At 71.1% G+C, this 18,596-nt stretch carries 14 protein-coding genes and 1 pseudogene; 7 read left to right on the top strand and 8 right to left on the bottom strand.

Translation table 11 applies throughout. The features are described from left to right. The first annotated feature begins 380 nt into the window (after positions 1 to 380). Positions 381 to 1,562, top strand: a complete 1,182-nt coding sequence (locus ACFYOP_RS01375) for a S8 family peptidase (protein WP_388450571.1) — start codon at positions 381 to 383, stop codon at positions 1,560 to 1,562. A gap of 85 nt (positions 1,563 to 1,647) precedes the next feature. Here the strand turns inward: ACFYOP_RS01375 and mmsA are convergent, their stop codons facing one another. The 5 genes from mmsA to iolC are packed head-to-tail and all read right to left on the bottom strand — an operon-like array spanning position 1,648 to position 8,035. Continuing rightward, on the bottom strand, positions 1,648 to 3,150 hold the full coding sequence (gene mmsA, locus ACFYOP_RS01370; RefSeq protein ID WP_356889680.1) for a CoA-acylating methylmalonate-semialdehyde dehydrogenase: 1,503 nt from the start codon (positions 3,148 to 3,150) through the stop codon (positions 1,648 to 1,650). A gap of 14 nt (positions 3,151 to 3,164) precedes the next feature. Further along, on the bottom strand, positions 3,165 to 5,087 hold the full coding sequence (iolD, locus tag ACFYOP_RS01365; protein ID WP_356889678.1) for a 3D-(3,5/4)-trihydroxycyclohexane-1,2-dione acylhydrolase (decyclizing): 1,923 nt from the start codon (positions 5,085 to 5,087) through the stop codon (positions 3,165 to 3,167). Continuing rightward, positions 5,084 to 5,908, bottom strand: a complete 825-nt coding sequence (gene iolB / locus ACFYOP_RS01360; RefSeq protein ID WP_356889676.1) for a 5-deoxy-glucuronate isomerase — start codon at positions 5,906 to 5,908, stop codon at positions 5,084 to 5,086. Before iolB ends, iolD begins: the two co-directional genes overlap by 4 nt. Before the next feature lie 16 nt (positions 5,909 to 5,924). Further along, the gene (locus ACFYOP_RS01355) at positions 5,925 to 6,809 is read right to left on the bottom strand and encodes a deoxyribose-phosphate aldolase (RefSeq protein ID WP_356889674.1); all 885 of its coding nucleotides are present in this window, start codon (positions 6,807 to 6,809) and stop codon (positions 5,925 to 5,927) included. Beyond that, entirely contained in the window at positions 6,806 to 8,035 is a 1,230-nt protein-coding gene (iolC, locus tag ACFYOP_RS01350; protein ID WP_388450565.1) for a 5-dehydro-2-deoxygluconokinase, read from the bottom strand. Before iolC ends, ACFYOP_RS01355 begins: the two co-directional genes overlap by 4 nt. A gap of 138 nt (positions 8,036 to 8,173) precedes the next feature. Between iolC and ACFYOP_RS01345 the strand changes: the two genes are divergently transcribed. Next, positions 8,174 to 9,085, top strand: coding sequence for a sugar phosphate isomerase/epimerase (locus ACFYOP_RS01345; protein ID WP_356889670.1), 912 nt, complete (start codon positions 8,174 to 8,176; stop codon positions 9,083 to 9,085). A 211-nt stretch (positions 9,086 to 9,296) separates the two neighbouring features. Beyond that, positions 9,297 to 9,494 carry a MarR family transcriptional regulator gene (locus ACFYOP_RS01340; protein WP_356889668.1) on the top strand — a complete coding sequence of 66 codons (198 nt, stop codon included), beginning with the start codon at positions 9,297 to 9,299 and terminating at the stop codon, positions 9,492 to 9,494. Positions 9,495 to 9,578: 84 nt separating this feature from the next. Here ACFYOP_RS01340 and ACFYOP_RS01335 read toward each other — a convergent pair whose 3' ends face one another. After that, positions 9,579 to 12,098, bottom strand: a complete 2,520-nt coding sequence (locus ACFYOP_RS01335) for an MMPL family transporter (RefSeq protein ID WP_356889666.1) — start codon at positions 12,096 to 12,098, stop codon at positions 9,579 to 9,581. 211 nt (positions 12,099 to 12,309) lie between these two features. On the opposite strand from ACFYOP_RS01335, the gene ACFYOP_RS01330 reads away from it, so the two are divergent. From ACFYOP_RS01330 to ACFYOP_RS01315, 4 genes and pseudogenes are all read left to right on the top strand, one after another. Then, on the top strand, positions 12,310 to 12,993 hold the full coding sequence (locus ACFYOP_RS01330; protein WP_356890226.1) for a TetR/AcrR family transcriptional regulator: 684 nt from the start codon (positions 12,310 to 12,312) through the stop codon (positions 12,991 to 12,993). A gap of 119 nt (positions 12,994 to 13,112) precedes the next feature. Next, on the top strand, positions 13,113 to 13,433 hold the full coding sequence (locus ACFYOP_RS01325; RefSeq protein ID WP_356889664.1) for a heavy-metal-associated domain-containing protein: 321 nt from the start codon (positions 13,113 to 13,115) through the stop codon (positions 13,431 to 13,433). A 139-nt stretch (positions 13,434 to 13,572) separates the two neighbouring features. Continuing rightward, a complete protein-coding gene (locus ACFYOP_RS01320; RefSeq protein WP_356889662.1) occupies positions 13,573 to 13,752 on the top strand; it encodes a hypothetical protein in 180 nt (59 codons plus the stop codon). After that, positions 13,746 to 14,159: pseudogene (locus tag ACFYOP_RS01315) on the top strand (heavy metal translocating P-type ATPase); the annotation flags it as partial. The gene ACFYOP_RS01320 and the pseudogene ACFYOP_RS01315, both read left to right, overlap by 7 nt. Positions 14,160 to 14,574: 415 nt before the next feature. Here the strand turns inward: ACFYOP_RS01315 and ACFYOP_RS01310 are convergent. Beyond that, positions 14,575 to 15,864: a citrate synthase gene (locus ACFYOP_RS01310; protein ID WP_356889660.1), complete on the bottom strand. Its 1,290-nt coding sequence runs from the start codon at positions 15,862 to 15,864 to the stop codon at positions 14,575 to 14,577. Between the two features lie 247 nt (positions 15,865 to 16,111). Further along, complete coding sequence (locus ACFYOP_RS01305; protein ID WP_356889658.1) at positions 16,112 to 18,328, bottom strand: ATP-dependent RecD-like DNA helicase; 2,217 nt, start codon at positions 18,326 to 18,328, stop codon at positions 16,112 to 16,114. Positions 18,329 to 18,596 lie beyond the last annotated feature (268 nt).

Here is an 18,596-nt window from a genome sequence, read left to right as displayed (position 1 = left end):
TCCCCGGGTAGTACGACGCCGCGGCGCCGTACACCAGGCGCGGTATCCGCCGCGTCCCGAGACGGGAACGGCGGCCGTGGCAAAGGCCGTGACGGGGGTGGGGAAGGACCGGGAAGAAGGGCGGATCAGGGGCCGGTCCTGAGGGCCGATCAGAGGCGCGGCGAACACCGGACATTCCGGACCGTGACGGCGGACACACAAGATCCACACGCAATGAACGCCTCTCAGAACGGGTATGTTTCCGGCCAGTTACCCACCAGTCGCCCACCTGTGGCGCAGGTCACATCCCCCGGCCCTGGCTCTCATAGCCGCACGTCCTGGCACCATGCACGCCCGTACTTGCCCGTAACAACCGGTCAACGAAAGGTCAGGTGCACGAGATGAGAGCCACTGCCCGTCGCGCCGGGGCGCTGATATCAGCAGTCGCCGCCGCGACCGGTCTCCAGTTCGCCGTATCCCCCACCGCGCACAGCGCGTCCGTCGGCGACATCCGTCTCGCTCCCACTGCAACTGCCGTCCCGGGCAGCTGGATCGTCGTCCTCAAGGACGGCACGACCCGCGCCGCCGACCTCGGAGTCGCACCCAGGCACACCTACCGCAGCGTCCTCTCCGGCTTCTCCGCCGCGATGTCGTCCGCCAAGGCGAAGGCGCTCGCGGCCGACCCGCGGGTCGCCTACGTCGAGCAGAACTCCACGGTCCGGCTGAACGACACCCAGCCGAACGCGACCTGGGGCCTCGACCGCATCGACCAGCGCGACCTGCCGCTGTCGAAGACGTACACCTACGACACGTCGGCGTCGAACGTGAACGCCTACATCATCGACACCGGCATCCGCACCTCCCACAGCGATTTCGGCGGACGCGCGAGCGTCGGCACGGACACGGTGGGCGGCGGTCAGAACGGCCAGGACTGCCAGGGCCACGGCACCCATGTCGCGGGCACCGTCGGCGGCAAGAACCACGGCGTCGCCAAGAGCGTCAACCTCATCGCCGTACGGGTCCTCGACTGCGACGGCTCCGGCACCACCGCCGGTGTGATCGCGGGCGTCGACTGGGTCACCGCCAACGCTCAGATGCCCGCCGTGGCCAACATGAGCCTGGGCGGCAGCGCGAGCGCGTCGCTGGACGACGCCGTGAAGAAGTCCATCGCCTCCGGCGTCAGCTACTCCGTCGCGGCGGGCAACGGCCTCCCGATCCTGGGCATCCCGGCGAACGCGTGCAACTACTCGCCCGCCCGCGTCCCCGAGGCGATCACGGTCGGCGCGACGGACAGCTCCGACCGCAGGGCCTCGTTCTCCAACTACGGGACCTGCCTCGACCTGTTCGCACCGGGCGTGGACATCACCTCGGCCTGGAAGGACAGCGACACCGCCACGAGCACCATCTCGGGCACCTCGATGGCGGCCCCGCACACCGCGGGCGCTGCCGCGCTCTATCTCTCGTCCCACCCGACGGCGACCCCGGCGCAGGTCCGGGACGCCCTGGTGACGGGCGCGACGAGCGGCAAGGTGGTCAATCCGATGTGGGGGTCACCGAACAAGCTGCTGTACTCGCGGTTCTAGGGAGGCAGGGACACCTGACGCACGGCGCGGTGCGCGGCCCCCGGCCGCGCACCGTGTCGTGCGCCGTGTCGTGCGGTGTGTCGCGTCAGTGGTTCCGGGGGAAGCCCAGGTCCACACCGGCCGGGGCGTCGGCGGGGTCGGGCCAGCGGGTGGTGACGACCTTGCCGCGGGTGTAGAAGTGCACGCCGTCATTGCCGTAGATGTGGTGGTCGCCGAAGAGCGAGTCCTTCCAGCCACCGAACGAGTGGTAGCCCACCGGCACCGGGATCGGCACGTTCACCCCGACCATGCCGGCCTCGATCTCCAGCTGGAAACGGCGCGCCGCGCCGCCGTCCCGCGTGAAGATCGCCGTTCCGTTGCCGTACGGGGAGCCGTTGATCAGCGTCACGCCGTCCTCGTACGTCTCCGCGCGCAGTACGCACAGCACCGGGCCGAAGATCTCGTCGCGGTAGGCGTCGGAGTCGGTGGAGACCTTGTCCAGGAGGGACAGGCCGATCCAGTGGCCGTCCTCGAAGCCGTCGACCGTGTATCCGGTGCCGTCGAGGACGACGTCCGCGCCCTGGGCGGCGGCCCCCTTGACGTACGAGGCGACCTTGTCGCGGTGGGCGGCGGTGATCAGCGGACCCATCTCGGACGCCGGGTCGTCGCCCGGACCGATCTTGATCTTCTCGGCGCGCTCGCGGATCTTGTCCACCAACTCGTCGGCGATCGCGCCGACCGCGACGACCGCGGAGATCGCCATGCACCGCTCGCCCGCCGAGCCGTACGCGGCGGAGACCGCCGCGTCGGCGGCAGCGTCCAGGTCGGCGTCGGGCAGCACCAGCATGTGGTTCTTCGCGCCGCCGAGCGCCTGGACCCGCTTGCCGTTGGCGGAGGCGGTGGTGTGGATGTACCGGGCGATCGGGGTCGAGCCGACGAACGAGACAGCGGCGACGTCCGGGTGCTCCAGCAGCGCGTCCACGGCGACCTTGTCGCCGTGGACGACGTTCAGCACACCGTCCGGCAGACCGGCCTGGGAGGCCAGCTCGGCGAGGAGGTTGGCGGCGGACGGGTCCTTCTCGCTCGGCTTGAGGACGAAGGTGTTTCCGCAGGCGACGGCCAGCGGGAACATCCACATCGGCACCATCGCCGGGAAGTTGAACGGGGTGATGCCGGCGACGACGCCCAGCGGCTGGCGGATCGAGGCGACGTCCACCCGGTTGGAGACCTGGGTGGACAGCTCTCCCTTGAGCTGGGTGGTGATGCCGCAGGCGAGCTCGACGATCTCGAGACCGCGGGCGACCTCCCCGAGCGCGTCGGAGTGCACCTTGCCGTGCTCGGCGGTGATCAGGGCCGCGATGTCGTCACGGTGCGCGTCCAGCAGGGCGCGGTAGCGGAAGAGGACCGCGGTGCGCTGCGCGAGCGACGAGGCGCCCCAGGTCGTGTACGCCTCGCGCGCCGCGGCCACGGCCGCGCCGACCTCGTCGGCTGAGGCGAGGGCGACACGCGTGGTGACGGCTCCTGTCGCCGGGTCCGTGACCGGCCCCCAGTTGCCCGACGCACCCTCGACGGTCCTGCCACCGATCCAGTGGTTGACGGTCTTCGTCATGACGAAATACTCCTTCACAGATGGCGGCGTCGGGCTGCGGCCTGCCGGTCGTACTCCTCCCGGGCCTTGACCGCCGACGGACGGGTCGCGGTCTCGGCCACCGGAACATCCCACCACGCCTGTGCTCCGGGCGGGCCCGACACTGTGTCTGCCGTTTCGGTCTCGACGTAGACACATGTGGGCACGTCGGCGGCGCGTGCCTCGGCCAGTGCTTCACGCAGGTCACGCACGCTGCGGGCGCGGATCACCCGCATGCCGAGGGAGGCGGCGTTGGCCGCGAGGTCGACGGGCAGCGGGGCGCCGGTGAAGGTGCCGTCGGCGGCCCGGTGGCGGTAGGCGGTGCCGTAGCGCTCGGAGCCCACCGACTCGGAGAGGCCGCCGATGGAGGCGTAGCCGTGGTTCTGCAGGATCACCATCTTGATCGGCACGCCTTCCTGGACGGCGGTGACGATCTCGGTGGGGTTCATCAGATACGTGCCGTCGCCGACGAGGGCCCACACCGGGCGGCCGGGGGCCGCCATGGCGACGCCGATCGCGGCCGGGATCTCGTAGCCCATACAGGAGTAGCCGTACTCGACGTGGTACTGGTCGGCGGAGCGGGCGCGCCACAGTTTGTGCAGGTCGCCGGGGAGGGAGCCGGCGGCGTTGATCAGGATGTCGTCGTGCGTCACCAGGGCGTCGAGCGCGCCGAGGACCTGCGACTGGGTGGGCGGCAGCCCGGGGTCGGGGGCGGTGAACGCCGCGGTCACCCGCTGTTCCCAGGCCGCTTTGGCCTCGCCGTACTCCGCCGCGTACGCGGCGTCGACGCGATGGCCCCCGACGGCGGCGGTGAGCTCCTGGAGCGCCGCACGGGCGTCGGCGACGAGGGAGAGGCCCGACATCTTGTGGGCGTCGAAGGCGGTGACGTTGATGTTGACGAAGCGGACCTGTTCGCCCTGGAAGAGGGTCGAGGAGGCGGTGGTGAAGTCGGACCAGCGGGTGCCGACACCGATCACCAGGTCCGCGGTGCGGGCCAGGTCGTCGGCCGTGGCGGTGCCGGTGTGGCCGATACCGCCGATGTCGCACGGGTGGTCGTACGGCAGCGAACCCTTGCCGGCCTGGGTGGAGGCGACCGGGACGCCGGTCGCCTCGGCGAAGGCCCGCAGCGCGTCCTCCGCCTCCGAGTGGTGGACGCCGCCGCCGGCGACGATCAGCGGGCGGCGGGCCTGGCGCAGGGCGGCCGCCGCTTGCGCCGTCGCCTCGGCGTCGGGGCGGGAGCGGGGGACGTGCCAGACGCGCTCGGCGAAGAAGTCCTCCGGCCAGTCGTACGCCTCCGTCTGGACGTCCTGCGGCAGCGCGAGGGTCACCGCACCCGTCTGGGCCGGGTCGGTGAGGACGCGCATCGCCTGGAGCGCTGCGGGGACGAGGGCCTCCGGGCGGGTGATCCGGTCGAACCAGCGGGAGACGGGGCGCAGGCAGTCGTTCACCGACACGTCGCCCGCGTACGGCACCTCGAGCTGCTGGAGAACGGGGTCGGCGGGGCGCGTGGCGAAGGTGTCGCCGGGGAGCAGCAGGACGGGCAGATGGTTGATGGTGGCGAGGGCGGCGCCGGTGACGAGGTTGGTGGCGCCGGGACCGATGGAGGTGGTGACGGCCTGGGCGGCCAGCCGCCGGGACTGGCGGGCGTGTCCGACGGCGGCATGGACCATGGCCTGTTCGTTGCGGCCCTGGAGATACGGCATGTCCGTCGCGGACTCCAGCAGCGCCTGGCCGACGCCCGCCACGTTGCCGTGGCCGAAGATGCCCCAGGTGGCGCCGATCAGGCGGTGACGCCGGCCGTCGCGCTCGGTGTACTGGCGGGCGAGGAAGGCGACGAGGGCCTGGGCGGTCGTCAGCCGCCGGGTCGTCAGCTGCCGGGCCGTCGGCGGCGGTGAGCCGGCCGGGCGCGGGGTGGTCACCGGTATCCCTCCGTGTGGTCGGGGTGGAAGCGGATCAGCCACGCGCGCTCTGCGCCGGGGCCCGCCATCACATTGAGGTAGTACATGGTGTGGCCCGGCTCCGCGATGGACGGGCCGTGCCAGCCGTCGGGCACGAGGACGGCGTCGCCGGTGCGGACCTCGGTGAGGAGGTCGGCGCCGCCGGGCCGGGACGGGGAGATGCGCTGGTAGCCGAGGCCGCCGCCGTCGATCTCGAAGTAGTAGATCTCCTCCAGTTCGCTCTCCTCGCCGGGACGGTGCTCGTCGTGCTTGTGCGGCGGGTAGGAGGACCAGTTGCCGCCGGGGGTGAGCACTTCGACGGCGATCAGCCGGTCGCAGGCGAAGGCGCCGGCCGCGGCGAAGTTGTGGACCTCACGGGCCTGGCTGCCGCTGCCGCGGGCCTCGACGGGTACCTCCGGCGCGGGGCCGTAGCGAGCGGGGAGTCTGCGCTCGCACCTCGCTCCTGCCAGGGCGAAGCGGCCTCCCGCGCCGGAGGCGATCTGGGCATGGGCGTCGCGCGGCACATAGGCGAAGTCGCTCACTCCGCCGAACACGCTGTCCCGCCCCTGCAGTTCAAAGGTCTCGCCCTGCGTCCGCACGGTGCAGCCGCCGGTGAGCGGCAGCACGATCCACTCGCTGTCACCCGCGGTCAGCGAGTGCGAGGCGCCCGGCTCCAGCTCGAGCACCCGCAGGGCGCAGTAGTCCCAGCCGGCCTGCTCCGGGCTGATGCTCACGGCGTACGGCGCGCTCGCGGCGCTGCCCGCGGGGACGTGGAGACCCTGCGGCTCGTCGTTGTCTTCCATGCTGTGTCCGTACCCCCTAGAGCAGTCCGACGGCCGTGTCGACCGCCGCCGCGACGTCACCGTCGGCCGGATAGAGCAGTGAGCGGCCCACCACCAGACCCTGGACGGTGGGCAGTCGCAGCGCGCCGCGCCATTTCTCGTACGCGCGGTCCTGGTCGTCTCCTATGTCGCCGCCGAGCAGCACCGCCGGGAGGGTGGAGGTCTCCATCACCGCCCGCATGTCGTCCGCGTCGTCGGTGACGGGCACCTTCAGCCAGGTGTACGCGGACGTGCCGGCCAGTCCTGAAGCGATGGCGATGGACCGGGTGACGGCCTCGGCGCTGAGATCGTTGCGGAGCCGGCCGTCGGTCCGGTGACAGATGAACGGCTCTACGAAGACGGGAAGACGGCGCTCGGCCATCTCGTCCACGGCGCGGGCCGCGGCGGCCAGCGTGTCGAGGGATGCGGGATCGCCGTAGTCGATCCGCAGGAGCAGCTTGCCCGCGTCGAAACCGAGCCGTTCGAGGTCGCGGGCGCGGTGGCCGGTGAACCTGTCGTCCAGCTCGAAAGCGGCCCCGGCGAGCCCCCCTCGGTTCATGGAGCCCATCACGACCTTGTCGTCGAGGGCGCCGAGGAGCAGGAGGTCGTCGAGGATGTCGGCGGTGGCGAGGACGCCGTCGACGCCGGGGCGGGACAGCGCGAGGCAGAGCCGTTCCAGCAGGTCGAGGCGGTTGGCCATGGCGAGAGGGCGGTCGCCGACGCCGAGGGCGCCGCGCGCGGGGTGGTCGGCGGCGATGACCATCAGCCGTCCGCTGTCGCCGACCAGCCGGGGCCGCCGCCGCCGGCGGACGGCCGCCTCCGCGACCGCTTCCGGGTGCCGGGCCCGGATCCCGACGAGCTCGGAGACGTCGACCCGGCTCACGACGACTCCCCGGGGGCGCCGGGGGCCTGGTCGGCGGGGGCGGGCTCAGCCCGGTCGGGAGCGGCCGGGCCGCGGGCGCGGCCCGCGGCGGGGGCGCGGCCCGCGGCGGGGGCGCGGCCCGCGGCGGGGGCGCGGCCCGCGGCGGGGGCGCGGCCCGCGGCGGGGGCGCGGCCCGCGGCGGGGGGCGGCGCGGCGGGGGGCGGCGCGGCCGGGTCCGAGCCCGGGGCCCGGTCCGGACGTGCGCCGCCGTCCGGTGGCGCGCTCGGGTCCGGCGGGGGCGGGCCGCCCGCGAGGACGGTCTCCACCTCCTCCGCGTACGGCATCGCCGTCGAGCACGCGAGCCGCGACGCCACGATCGCGCCCGCCGCGTTGGCGTACCGCATCGTCTGCTCCAACTCCCGTCCGGCCAGCAGCCCGTCGCACAACGCGCCGCCGAACGCGTCCCCCGCGCCGAGGCCGTTGACGACGTCGACCGGCACGGGCGGCACCACTGCTTGCGTCCCGTCCCGGTGCAGGGCGAGCACCCCCTTGGGGCCCTGCTTGACGACCGCGAGCTCGACTCCGGCCGCCAGCAGGGCGCGGGCCGCGGCGTACGGATCGCGCTCGCCCGTGGCGATCTCGCACTCCTCGAGGTTGCCCACCGCGACGGTGGCGTGGGCCAGCGCCCGGGCGTAGTACGTCCTCGCCTCCTGCGGGTCCGGCCAGAACATCGGCCGCCAGTCGAGGTCGAACACGGTGATCCCCGACCGGTCCCGGTGGGCCAGCGCCGCGAGCGTCGCCGACCGGCTCGGCTCGGCGCACAGGCCCGTACCGGTCATCCAGAAGACCCGTGCGTCGCGGATGGGCGCCAGGTCCAACTCGTCTTCCCGGATCTCGAGATCGGGCGCCTTCGGCAGCCGGTAGAAGTAGAGGGGGAAGTCGTCCGGCGGAAAGATCTCGCAGAAGGTGACCGGGGTCGGGTACGCCTCCACCGCGGTGACCCAGCGGTCGTCGACGCCGAACTCACCGAGCGCCTGGTGGAGATAGTCGCCGAAGGCGTCCCGTCCGGTCCTGGTGATCACCGCGGTCCGTCTGCCGAGCCTGGCCGCGGCGACGGCGACGTTCGTCGCCGAACCGCCCAGGAACTTCCCGAACGTCTCGACCTGCGCCAACGGGACCCCGGCACGCAGCGGATAGAGGTCGACCCCGATCCGGCCCATCGTGATCACGTCATACGGCTGAGGCATGCGCGTCCCTTCGGTTCGAACCCGCCGGTGCCGGCTGACACAAGGTCTAGCCCTCCCCGACGAACCCTGTCAACATTTTGTCCTTACATTCGGACCAAGTCTTGACACCCTTCTCCGGCGGCCGGAAAGCTGGCCGGCATGACCTCATCCGCCCCCGCCCTGAACCGCATCCGGGTCGGCTCGGCCCCCGACTCCTGGGGGGTGTGGTTCCCCGATGATCCCCGCCAGGTTCCCTGGCAGCGCTTCCTCGACGAGGTCGCCCACGCCGGTTACGAGTGGATCGAACTCGGCCCGTACGGCTATCTGCCGACCGACCCCGCCCGCCTCACGGAGGAGACCGCGCGGCGTGGCCTCAAGGTCTCGGCCGGGACCGTCTTCACCGGCCTGCACCACGGTCCGGCGGTGTGGGACGAGACCTGGGCGCATGTCTCCGGCATCGCGGCGCTGACCCAGGCGATGGGCGCGTCCCACCTGGTCGTGATCCCCTCCTTCTGGCGCGACGACAAGACGGGCCGGGTGCTCGAGGACCGCACCCTCACCCCGGAGCAGTGGCGCGATCTGACGGAGCAGACGGAACGGCTCGGTCACGAGGTGCGCGAGCGCTACGGCCTGGAGATCGTCGTCCATCCGCACGCAGACACCCATATCGACACCGAGGAGAACGTCACCCGCTTCCTCGACGCCACCGACCCCGACCGCGTCTCGCTCTGTCTGGACACCGGGCACTACGCCTACTGCGGCGGTGACAGCGTCAAGCTCATCGAGACCTACGGGGAACGGCTCGGCTACCTCCATCTCAAGCAGGTCGATCCCGAGATCCTCGCCCAGGTCGTGGCCGACGAGGTGCCGTTCGGGCCCGCGGTGGGCCGGGGCGTGATGTGCGAACCGCCGGCCGGCGTGCCCGCGCTCGAACCGGTGCTGACCGCTGCCCAGTCGCTCGGCGTCGACCTCTTCGCCATCGTCGAGCAGGACATGTATCCCTGCCCGCCGGACAAACCCCTCCCTATCGCCGAACGTACGCGCGGTTTTCTGCGCTCCTGCGGCGTCTGACGCCCTGCATCACGTCTGTCACTGTTGTCACCCGCACATCACACATGTCGCCATTACTCGGGCTTTTCGTCACAGACCCTCAACAGACGCCCCCCTCCGGCCACTCCGTGTCGTTCAACGGGCAAACGCTCAGTGATCGCCAGCGTCCGCGCGGCAGCTCCCCCGACGGCATACCGACCGCCTCTGCTGCGCGCGCAGGGAGGTGCCACCCATGACGGACAGAAGGCTCTGGTCCTACAAGGACATCGCCGCGCACATCAAGGTGCAGCCGGACACCGTGCGCTCCTACCGCAAGCACGGCCTGTTGCCGTCCCCGGACCATGTGGAGTCCGGGAAGCCGTACTGGTACGCGGACACGATCCGCCGCTGGGTGGCCAACCGGCCCGGGAACAGAGGCCGTAGAGAGTGAGGCACAGCGCGCCGTGAGCGCGGCGGCCCCGCACCGGAGGACGGTGCCGGGGCCGCCGCCTCACGTCGTGGGGCCACCGCCCTGTCAGACCGTGACCCCGTCCCGCTCGGCCTCGTCCCGGTCAACTCCACCCCGCTCGGTCCCGTCCTTCTCCGCCCCGGCCGAAGCAGCGCCCGCAGATGGTGCGCCGGCCGGCGAACCGCCCTTGGGCGGCGGGGGTATCTCGCCCTCGCTCAGGCCGAACCGCTCGTGGAAGCGGCGCAGCGGCCGCGGCGCCCACCAGGTCGCGGCACCGGTCAGTTTCATCACCGAGGGGACCAGAAGGCTGCGCACCACCATGGCGTCCATCAGAACGGCGAGCGCGATCCCCAGGCCGAGCATCTTGGTGTTGGTCACCCGGGACGTGCCTATGGCGACCATCACGACCGCGAGGATCACGGCCGCGGCGGTGATCAGTCCACCCGTGCGCTGGAGCCCGAACCGTACGGAGTGCTCGTGTTCGCCGGTGCGGTCGTGCTCCTCCTTGATCCGGGACAGCAGGAACACCCCGTAGTCCATGGAGAGCCCGAAGGCGATGCAGAACATCAGCACCGGCAGAGTCGTCTCGATGTCTCCTGTGGAGGTGAAGGAGAGCAGCCCGGACAGGTTCCCGTCCTGGAAGACCCAGACGACCGCACCGAACATCGCGGTGAGACTCAGGGCGTTGAGCACGACGGCCTGGACGGGAATGAGCACGCTCCCGGTCAGCAGGAAGACCAGCAGCAGGGTCGCCACGGCGATGATTCCCAGCGCGAGCGGCAGCCGGTCGGCTATGGCGGACTTGGAGTCCTCCAGGACCGCCGCCCTGCCCGTCACCGACGTCTCGAACGGGGCCGGGACGTCGCGCAGTTCATGGACGAGCCGCTGCGCCCGCTCCCCCACCGCCTCCCCTTCGGGCAGCACCGTGAAATACGCCGAGCTGCCCGCGGTGACGGGGCCGTCGACCCTCAGGACGTCCGGGAGGGCGGCGATCCGGTCTCGGTACTGCCCGTACTGGGCGGGCGTCGGCCCGGACGCCGCGCCCGCGGCCGGCTCGGCGAACACCTCAAGGCCGCCGGTGGGGCTGCCCAGGAAGCCGTCCCGTATCTGCTGCTGGACGACGTGGGACTCGGCGGTCGACGGCAGCTGACGGTCATCGGGCGTACCGAACTTCACGCCCAGGAAGGGCAGTCCGAGCAGCATCAGGCCGGCGACGGTGGCGAAGGCGAAGAACGGGGCCCGGCGCATCACCAGCCCGGCGACCCGCCCCCATCCGGCGCCCTCCTCCGCGGCCGTGTCCCGGACTCCGGGCGCGTCCCCGGCTCCGGGCACGGCATCGACGGCGCCGCGGCCTCGACGGGAGGGGCCCCGGCGGAAGAGGCGCCGCAGATCCAGGGAGTTGACCCGGTGGCCGAGGATCATCAGCGCGGCGGGCAGCAGGATCAGCGCGGCAGCGGCGGCGAGCAGCACGACCGCGATTCCCGCGTAAGCGAAGGAACGGAGGAAGTACTGCGGGAAGACCAGCATCGCGGCCAGCGACACGGCCACGGTCAGGGCTGAGAAGAGGACGGTGCGCCCCGCAGTGCGCAGCGTCGCGCCCACCGCCCCACGTACGTCCGCGCCGCCCGCCAGTTCCTCCCGGAAGCGGCGGACGATGAACAGCGCGTAGTCGATGGCGAGCCCGAGGCCGAGCGCGGTGGTGAGGTTCTGGGCGAAGACGGAGACGTCGGCGAATTCCGTGATGCCGCGCAGCACCGCGTTGGTCCCCAGGATGGCGACGATGCCGACGCCGAGCGGCAGGAGCGCCGCCACCGCACTGCCGAACACCATCACCAGCAGCACCAGCGTCACGGGCAGGGCGATCATCTCGGCGCGGAGCAGGTCCTCCTGAATGATCGTCGTCATCTCGTGCTGCACGGCGACCGGGCCTCCGAGGGCGACCTCCACGGGGCCGTGCCCACCCCGGTAGGTGGGCGCGATCCGGTCCAGCACCTCGGCCGCGGTCTTCTCGTCACCCTCGATCCGGGCCGCGATCAGCGCCTGCGTCCCGTCCTCCGCGCGCAGGGCGGGCGCCTTGCTCTGCCAGTACGAGCCGACTCCCGTGATGCCGTCCTCGGCGGCGAGCCGCTGCGCGAGGCGGGCGGCCTCCGCGCCGACCGCCGGGTCGTCGACACCGGCCTCGCCGGCGTCGACGAGCAGCAGCAGGTTCGCCTGCGAGCCGGGGAACACCCGCTCCAGGGCCTCCGTCGCATACGTCGACTCGGCGGCGGGGTCCTCCCAGCCGCCGCTGCCCATGCGGTCGGCGACGCCGCCGCCGGCGAAGACGGCCAGGGCGGTCAGCACGAGAGCGGCCAGCAGGGCGAGGCGCGGCCGCGCGGTGACGAGGCGAGTCCATCCCCCGACGCTCGCCGCGCCGCCGGACCCGTCCCCGCCCTGGCGCCGCGTGCCACCGCGGGCGGGCCCGCCGGACCCGGACGAACCATCCGCGCCGGACGAGACGCCAGGGCCGGCCGGGCTTCCGGCGCCCGCCGGACCGCCGTCGCGGGAGACCCCCGCAGGGCGGAGTGGGCCGTTGACTTCGGACATGGTGCGGTGTCCCCTTCACCGTGACCCGTGCGCAGGCTTCCCGGCAGGCAGCATGGGTCGACCATTGCCATAGACTGGCAAACACGAGTCATCACTCGCGTTAATCAAGAATGCGAGTGAGTGCTCGCGTTTGTCAACCGCGTCAGGAAGCTGGGGACAACACGTGCCGGAGCAGACCAAGCCGGAGCCCGCGAACACACCGGGAGGCGAGTTGCCGGAGCCCTCGAACACACCGGAAAGCGAGTCACCGGAGGGCGAGTCGCAGAACGCCCGGCCGCGCCGCCGCCAGGCCCGCGGGGAGCGGCGCATCGCCCAGCTGCTCGACGCCGCGGCCAGCGTCTTCTGCACCACCGGCTACACCGCGGCCAGCACCAACGCGATCGCCCGCGAGGCCGGCGTGTCCCCCGGCACGCTCTACCAGTTCTTCCCCAACAAGGAAGCCATCGCGATCGAGCTGGGCGACCGCCTCCTCCACCAGTGGCGCGACTCCCACGGCGCCGCCCTCGTCGCGGCGGACCAGGACCTCCCGCTGGAGCAGCTCCTCAAAGCCGTGCTCGATCCGCTGATCACGTTCAACGAGGAGAATCCGGCCTTCGCCGTACTGATGCACGGCCCGGACATCCCCGGGCGCATCACCCAGGAGTTCGACACCGTCCACGCGGGCCTGCTCGAAAGGATCGAGGAGATCCTCGCGGGCTACCTCCCCGACGCCCCCGCCGAGGAGGTCCACCGGGTGTCGACCATGACCTTCGCCGTCTTCAAGGCCGGCCTCGACCTGATCCTCGCCCACGAGGGGGCGGAGCGCGTGGCGTACAGCCAGGAGCTCAAGACGATCATGTTCCGCTATCTGCATCCCGTCATCGACGGGGCGGACACTCCGATTCATACCCCCTAGGGGTATAGTGGGTTGCACGGCAGGAGGATGCGGTCGCCCGCAGCCCCCTGGCGCACCGTGCCCGGACCCGCGTACGCGTCACCCACGTACGCGTCGAACCCCTCGAAGAGGAGAACGCCATGACCGCGGAGACGAACACCGCCATCGAGATCGAGGACACCAAGGCGGCCGGTTCCTGCTGCTCGCCCACCGGCTCCTGCCACGACACCGCCGCGGCCCCGCAGGACGGCGTGACCACCGTCTACCAGGTCACCGGCATGACCTGCGGCCACTGCGAGGGGGCCGTCAGCAGCGAGATCTCCGGGATCGCCGGCGTCACCTCCGTGACCGCCGTCGCCGCCACCGGCCAGGTGACCGTGGTCTCCGACGCGCCGCTGGACGAGGACGCGGTGCGCGCGGCCGTCGACGAGGCCGGCTACGAGCTCGCGGGCAAGGCCTGAGCGGCACCCGGGAACGGATGCCCGGACCGAGCGCGGGCCGGGCCGTACCCCATCGCAGGAAACCGGCGGGGTACGGCCCGGACCGGCCGCGTGGAGCCCTGAAGCGGAAACGCCCGGGGCAGAGCCCACCATCGGTGGCATGACCTGCGCGGCTCGCGTCGAGAAGAAGCCGAACCGCATGGACGGCGGCAGCACCCACGGCCGACCACGCGAACGAGAAGCCCCACGCCTCCCGCCCGGCGGACCTCCGGTCGCGAACCTGATCGCGACCGTCGTGGAGACCGGCCATACGGGCGAGGACCCACCGAGGCCGGTGTAAACGAGGTGTACGCCGAGGTCCCGCCCGAGCAGACGGTCCCGGGTCGCCGAACGGCTGCGGGCCGGCGCCGCACTGCCGCGATGCTCGGCGACGGGATCAACGACGCCGCCGCACGGGCGATCGCCGATCCGGGGCTGTCGATGCGCACCGGTACCGATGCGGCGATCGAGGCGGGAGACCTCACGCTTGTACGGGGTGATCTGCGTGTCGCAGCCGTCGCGATCCGTCTCGCAAGGCGGGCTCCGGCCACGACCAAAGGCAATCTTTACTGGGCCTTTGGCCAGAACGTCGCCGCACCACCGCCGACGGCATCAGGCCTGCTCAACCCCATGATCGCCGGTTTTATCATGGCCTTATCGTCCGCATTTGCGGTACTCGACAGCCTGCGCCCGCGCTCCTTCTCGTGACTACAAACAGGTCACAAGACCTTCACAACGAGACCTAGATCACAGATATTTGGGGGTAACCATTCAGGCTCGCCGCGAGTCTAGATGGGCGATGCCGAGAACGTCTTGGGGGACGTTCATGGGATGTCTTGGGGGACGTCCCAGGCAAGCGTTGGCCGGGGCACGTGCACCGGGGAGCTTTGAGCGGCCCTCCCGTACGTACCCCGGCATACCGCGGTGAGGTTTCCGCGGTTCACAGACGCCCGGCCGGATCCCGTGGGGGGAATCCGCTGTCGGGGAAATGGGAAGCGCCCCGCCCGCCGACCCGTGGGGGGATCGGCAGCGGGGCGCTTTCCACTGCTCTGTGTTCCGGGGCCGAAGCGGCCCCGGAACAGGCGGGCCGAGCCTCAGCGGCCCGGCCCGGACGGTGAGCGGCTCAGCGGGCCTCCACCGGAACGAAGTCGCGCAGGACCTCGCCGGTGTAGATCTGGCGCGGGCGGCCGATGCGGGAGCCGGGCTCCTTGATCATCTCGTGCCACTGGGCGATCCAGCCGGGCAGCCGGCCGAGCGCGAACAGCACGGTGAACATCTCGGTCGGGAAGCCCATGGCGCGGTAGATCAGACCCGTGTAGAAGTCCACGTTCGGGTAGAGGTTGCGCGAGACGAAGTAGTCGTCGGAGAGCGCGTGCTCCTCGAGCTTCAGCGCGATGTCGAGCAGCTCGTCGGACTTGCCGAGGGCCGAGAGGACATCGTGCGCCGCCGCCTTGATGATCTTCGCGCGCGGGTCGAAGCTCTTGTAGACCCGGTGGCCGAAGCCCATCAGCCGGACGCCGTCCTCCTTGTTCTTCACCTTGCGGATGAAGGACTCGACATCGCCGCCGTTGGCCTGGATGCCCTCGAGCATCTCCAGCACCGACTGGTTGGCGCCACCGTGCAGCGGGCCCCACAGGGCGCTGATGCCGGCGGAGATCGAGGCGAACATGTTCGCCTGCGAGGAGCCGACCAGGCGCACGGTGGAGGTGGAGCAGTTCTGCTCGTGGTCCGCGTGCAGGATCAGCAGCTTGTCGAGCGCGGAGACAACGACCGGGTCGAGCTCGTACTCCTGCGCCGGGACCGAGAAGGTCATGCGCAGGAAGTTCTCGACGTACCCGAGGTCGTTGCGCGGATAGACGAAGGGGTGACCGATCGACTTCTTGTAGGCGTACGCCGCGATCGTCGGCAGCTTGGCCAGCAGCCGGATCGTCGACAGATGGCGCTGCTTCTCGTCGAACGGGTTGTGGCTGTCCTGGTAGAACGTCGACAGCGCGCTGACCACGGACGACAGCATGGCCATCGGGTGGGCGTCGCGCGGGAACCCCTGGAAGAAGCGCTTGACGTCCTCGTGCAGCAGCGTGTGCTGCGTGATCTCGCCCTTGAACGACGCCAGCTCGTCGACGGTCGGCAGCTCACCGTTGATCAGCAGCGACGCGACCTCGAGGAAGGTGGAGCGCTCGGCAAGCTGCTCGATCGGGTACCCGCGGTAGCGCAGAATGCCCTGCTCGCCGTCGAGGTAGGTGATGGCGGATTTATAGGCGGCGGTGTTGCCGTATCCGCTGTCCAGGGTGACCAGACCGGTCTGGGCTCGGAGCTTCCCGATGTCGAAGCCCTTGTCGCCGACGGTGCTATCGACCACCGGGTAGGTGTATTCACCGTCCGCGTACCGCAGTACTACAGAGTTGTCGCTCACGTCATCCCTCACCGACGTAGTGCCTCTTCTTCGAGGTGCCCTGACTGTCTCTACCATCCCCCATTTGGCTCAGGAGAGTGCACTCGGGGTCGACCATTGGGCCTATCGGCGGCACTCAGTGCCGCCAACCTGCTCATCTTGCCCCGTTCGCCCCGGTTCCGGAAGCCGGGGTGGGGTCGAGGTGGTGTTTCCCACCCCCGAGGGTGCCCCAATCGTCGCGTCGGCGGGCGGTACGGGCCGGCGGCGGTCAGCCGGCGAGCCGGTGCGCGAGGGCGGTGCACCGTCTGCCTGCGGAAACGGTCCGGACCGCCTGGGCTATCGCCTTGCGTGACCCGACGAGGACCACGAGCCGCTTGGCCCGGGTGACCGCCGTGTAGAGCAGATTCCGCTGAAGCATCATCCAGGCTCCGGTAGTGACAGGGATCACCACCGCCGGATACTCGCTGCCCTGCGAGCGGTGGATCGTCACCGCGTACGCGTGTGCCAGTTCGTCCAACTCGTCGAAGTCGTAGGCGATCTCCTCGTCCTCGTCGGTCAGGACGGTGAGCCGCTGGTCGTCCGCGTTCAGCGAGGTGACGACGCCGACCGTGCCGTTGAAGACGCCGTTGAGCCCCTTGTCGTAGTTGTTGCGGATCTGGGTGACCTTGTCGCCGACACGGAAGACCCGGCCGCCGAACCGCTTCTCCGGGAGCTCGGGCCGGCCCGGCGTGATCGCCTGCTGAAGCAGCCCGTTGAGCGTCCCGGCGCCGGCCGGGCCACGGTGCATGGGCGCCAGCACCTGCACATCGCGACGCGGATCAAGACCGAATTTCGCGGGGATTCGGCGCGCCGCCACATCGACCGTCAGCCGGCCCGCGTCCTCGGTCTCCTCCTCCACGAAGAGGAAGAAGTCCTCGAGCCCCGTGGTGACGGGCTGCAGCCCGGAGTTGATCCGGTGGGCGTTGGTGACGACACCGGACTGCTGGGCCTGCCGGAAGATCCGCGTGAGACGCACGTTCGGTACGGGCCCGCCGTCGGCGAGCAGGTCGCGCAGCACCTCACCGGCGCCGACGCTCGGCAGCTGGTCGACATCCCCCACCAGCAGCAGGTGTGCGCCCGGTGCCACGGCCTTCACCAGCTTGTTCGCCAGCAGCAGGTCGAGCATCGAGGCCTCGTCCACGACGACCAGGTCGGCGTCGAGCGGCCGGTCCCTGTCGTACGCCGCGTCGCCGCCGGGCTTCAGCTCCAGCAGCCGGTGCACGGTCGACGCCTCCGCCCCGGTCAGCTCGGCGAGACGCTTCGCGGCGCGCCCGGTGGGAGCGGCGAGCACCACCTTGACCTTCTTCGCTCGCGCCAGCTCCACGACGGAGCGGACGGTGAACGACTTGCCGCAGCCGGGTCCGCCGGTCAGAACGGCGACCTTGCTGGTGAGCGCCAGCCGCACCGCCGCCTGCTGCTCGGGCGCGAGTTCGGCCCCCGTACGCTCCGCGAGCCAGGCCAGCGCCTTGTCCCACGCCACGTCCTGGAAGGCCGCCATGCGGTCGTCCTCCGCCGTCAGCAGCCGCCTCACCTGCCCGGCGAGGGACAACTCCGCACGGTGGAAGGGGACCAGATACACGGCCGTCACCGGCTCGCCCCCCTCCGGGCCGGGCACCCGCTCCCGTACGACGCCCTCGTCGTCGGCAGCGAGCTCGGCAAGGCAGTCGATGACCAGGCCCGTGTCGACGGCGAGCAGCTTCACGGCATCCGAGATCAGCTGCTCCTCGGGCAGGAAGCAGTGCCCCTGGTCGGTGGACTGGGACAGGGCGTACTGCAGCCCGGCCTTGACCCGCTCCGGGCTGTCGTGGGGTATGCCGACCGCCTGGGCGATCCGGTCGGCGGTCAGGAAGCCGATGCCCCACACGTCGGCCGCCAGGCGGTACGGCTGGTTCTTCACGACGGAGATCGAGGCGTCACCGTACTTCTTGTAGATCCGCACCGCGATGGATGTCGACACGCCCACGCCCTGGAGGAAGACCATGACCTCCTTGATGGCCTTCTGCTCCTCCCAGGCCGCGCCGATCATCCTGGTCCGCTTCGGTCCCAGACCCGGCACCTCGATGAGCCGCTTCGGCTCCTGCTCGATGACGTCGAGCGTTCCGGTGCCGAAGTGGTCGACGATCCGCTCGGCGATCTTCGGCCCGATGCCCTTGATCAGCCCGGAGCCCAGATACCGCCGTATGCCCTGGACGGTGGCCGGGAGGACCGTCGTGTAGTTCTCCACGGTGAACTGCTTGCCGTACTGCGGGTGGGAGCCCCAACGGCCCTCCATCCGCAGCGACTCGCCGACCTGCGCGCCGAGCAGTGAGCCGACGACGGTGAGCAGGTCACCGCCGCGCCCGGTGTCGACACGCGCGACCGTGTAGCCGTTGTCCTCGTTGGCATACGTGATCCGCTCGAGGACGCCCTCGAGCACGGCGGGTTGGAAGACGGGCGGATTGGACATGACCCGACGTTATCGCCACGGTCCGACACCGCGGCGGGCCTGTGGAAAACCCGGCCCCGGCAAGCCAAGGGGGCCCGATCGACGACCGGGCCCCTCGCGCTCCCCCACCGTCAGGTCCGGTGCCCTCCCCCCGGATGGCCCCCCGTGGACCCGACGACACATACGACACCGGTCACGCAAATATGGTTGCACGATCGCGGGGAGTAGTTTTCGCCATGTTTCCCGCACACTTCCGGCCACCGGCCGTGCAACCCGTGCTACCCCTGCC

This window comes from Streptomyces sp. NPDC006294, from assembly GCF_042870895.1.
In the GTDB taxonomy this organism is placed as follows: Bacteria; Actinomycetota; Actinomycetes; order Streptomycetales; family Streptomycetaceae; genus Streptomyces.
Note: the sequence above shows the minus strand (reverse complement) of the source record. Positions and strands in the feature narration are given on the sequence as shown.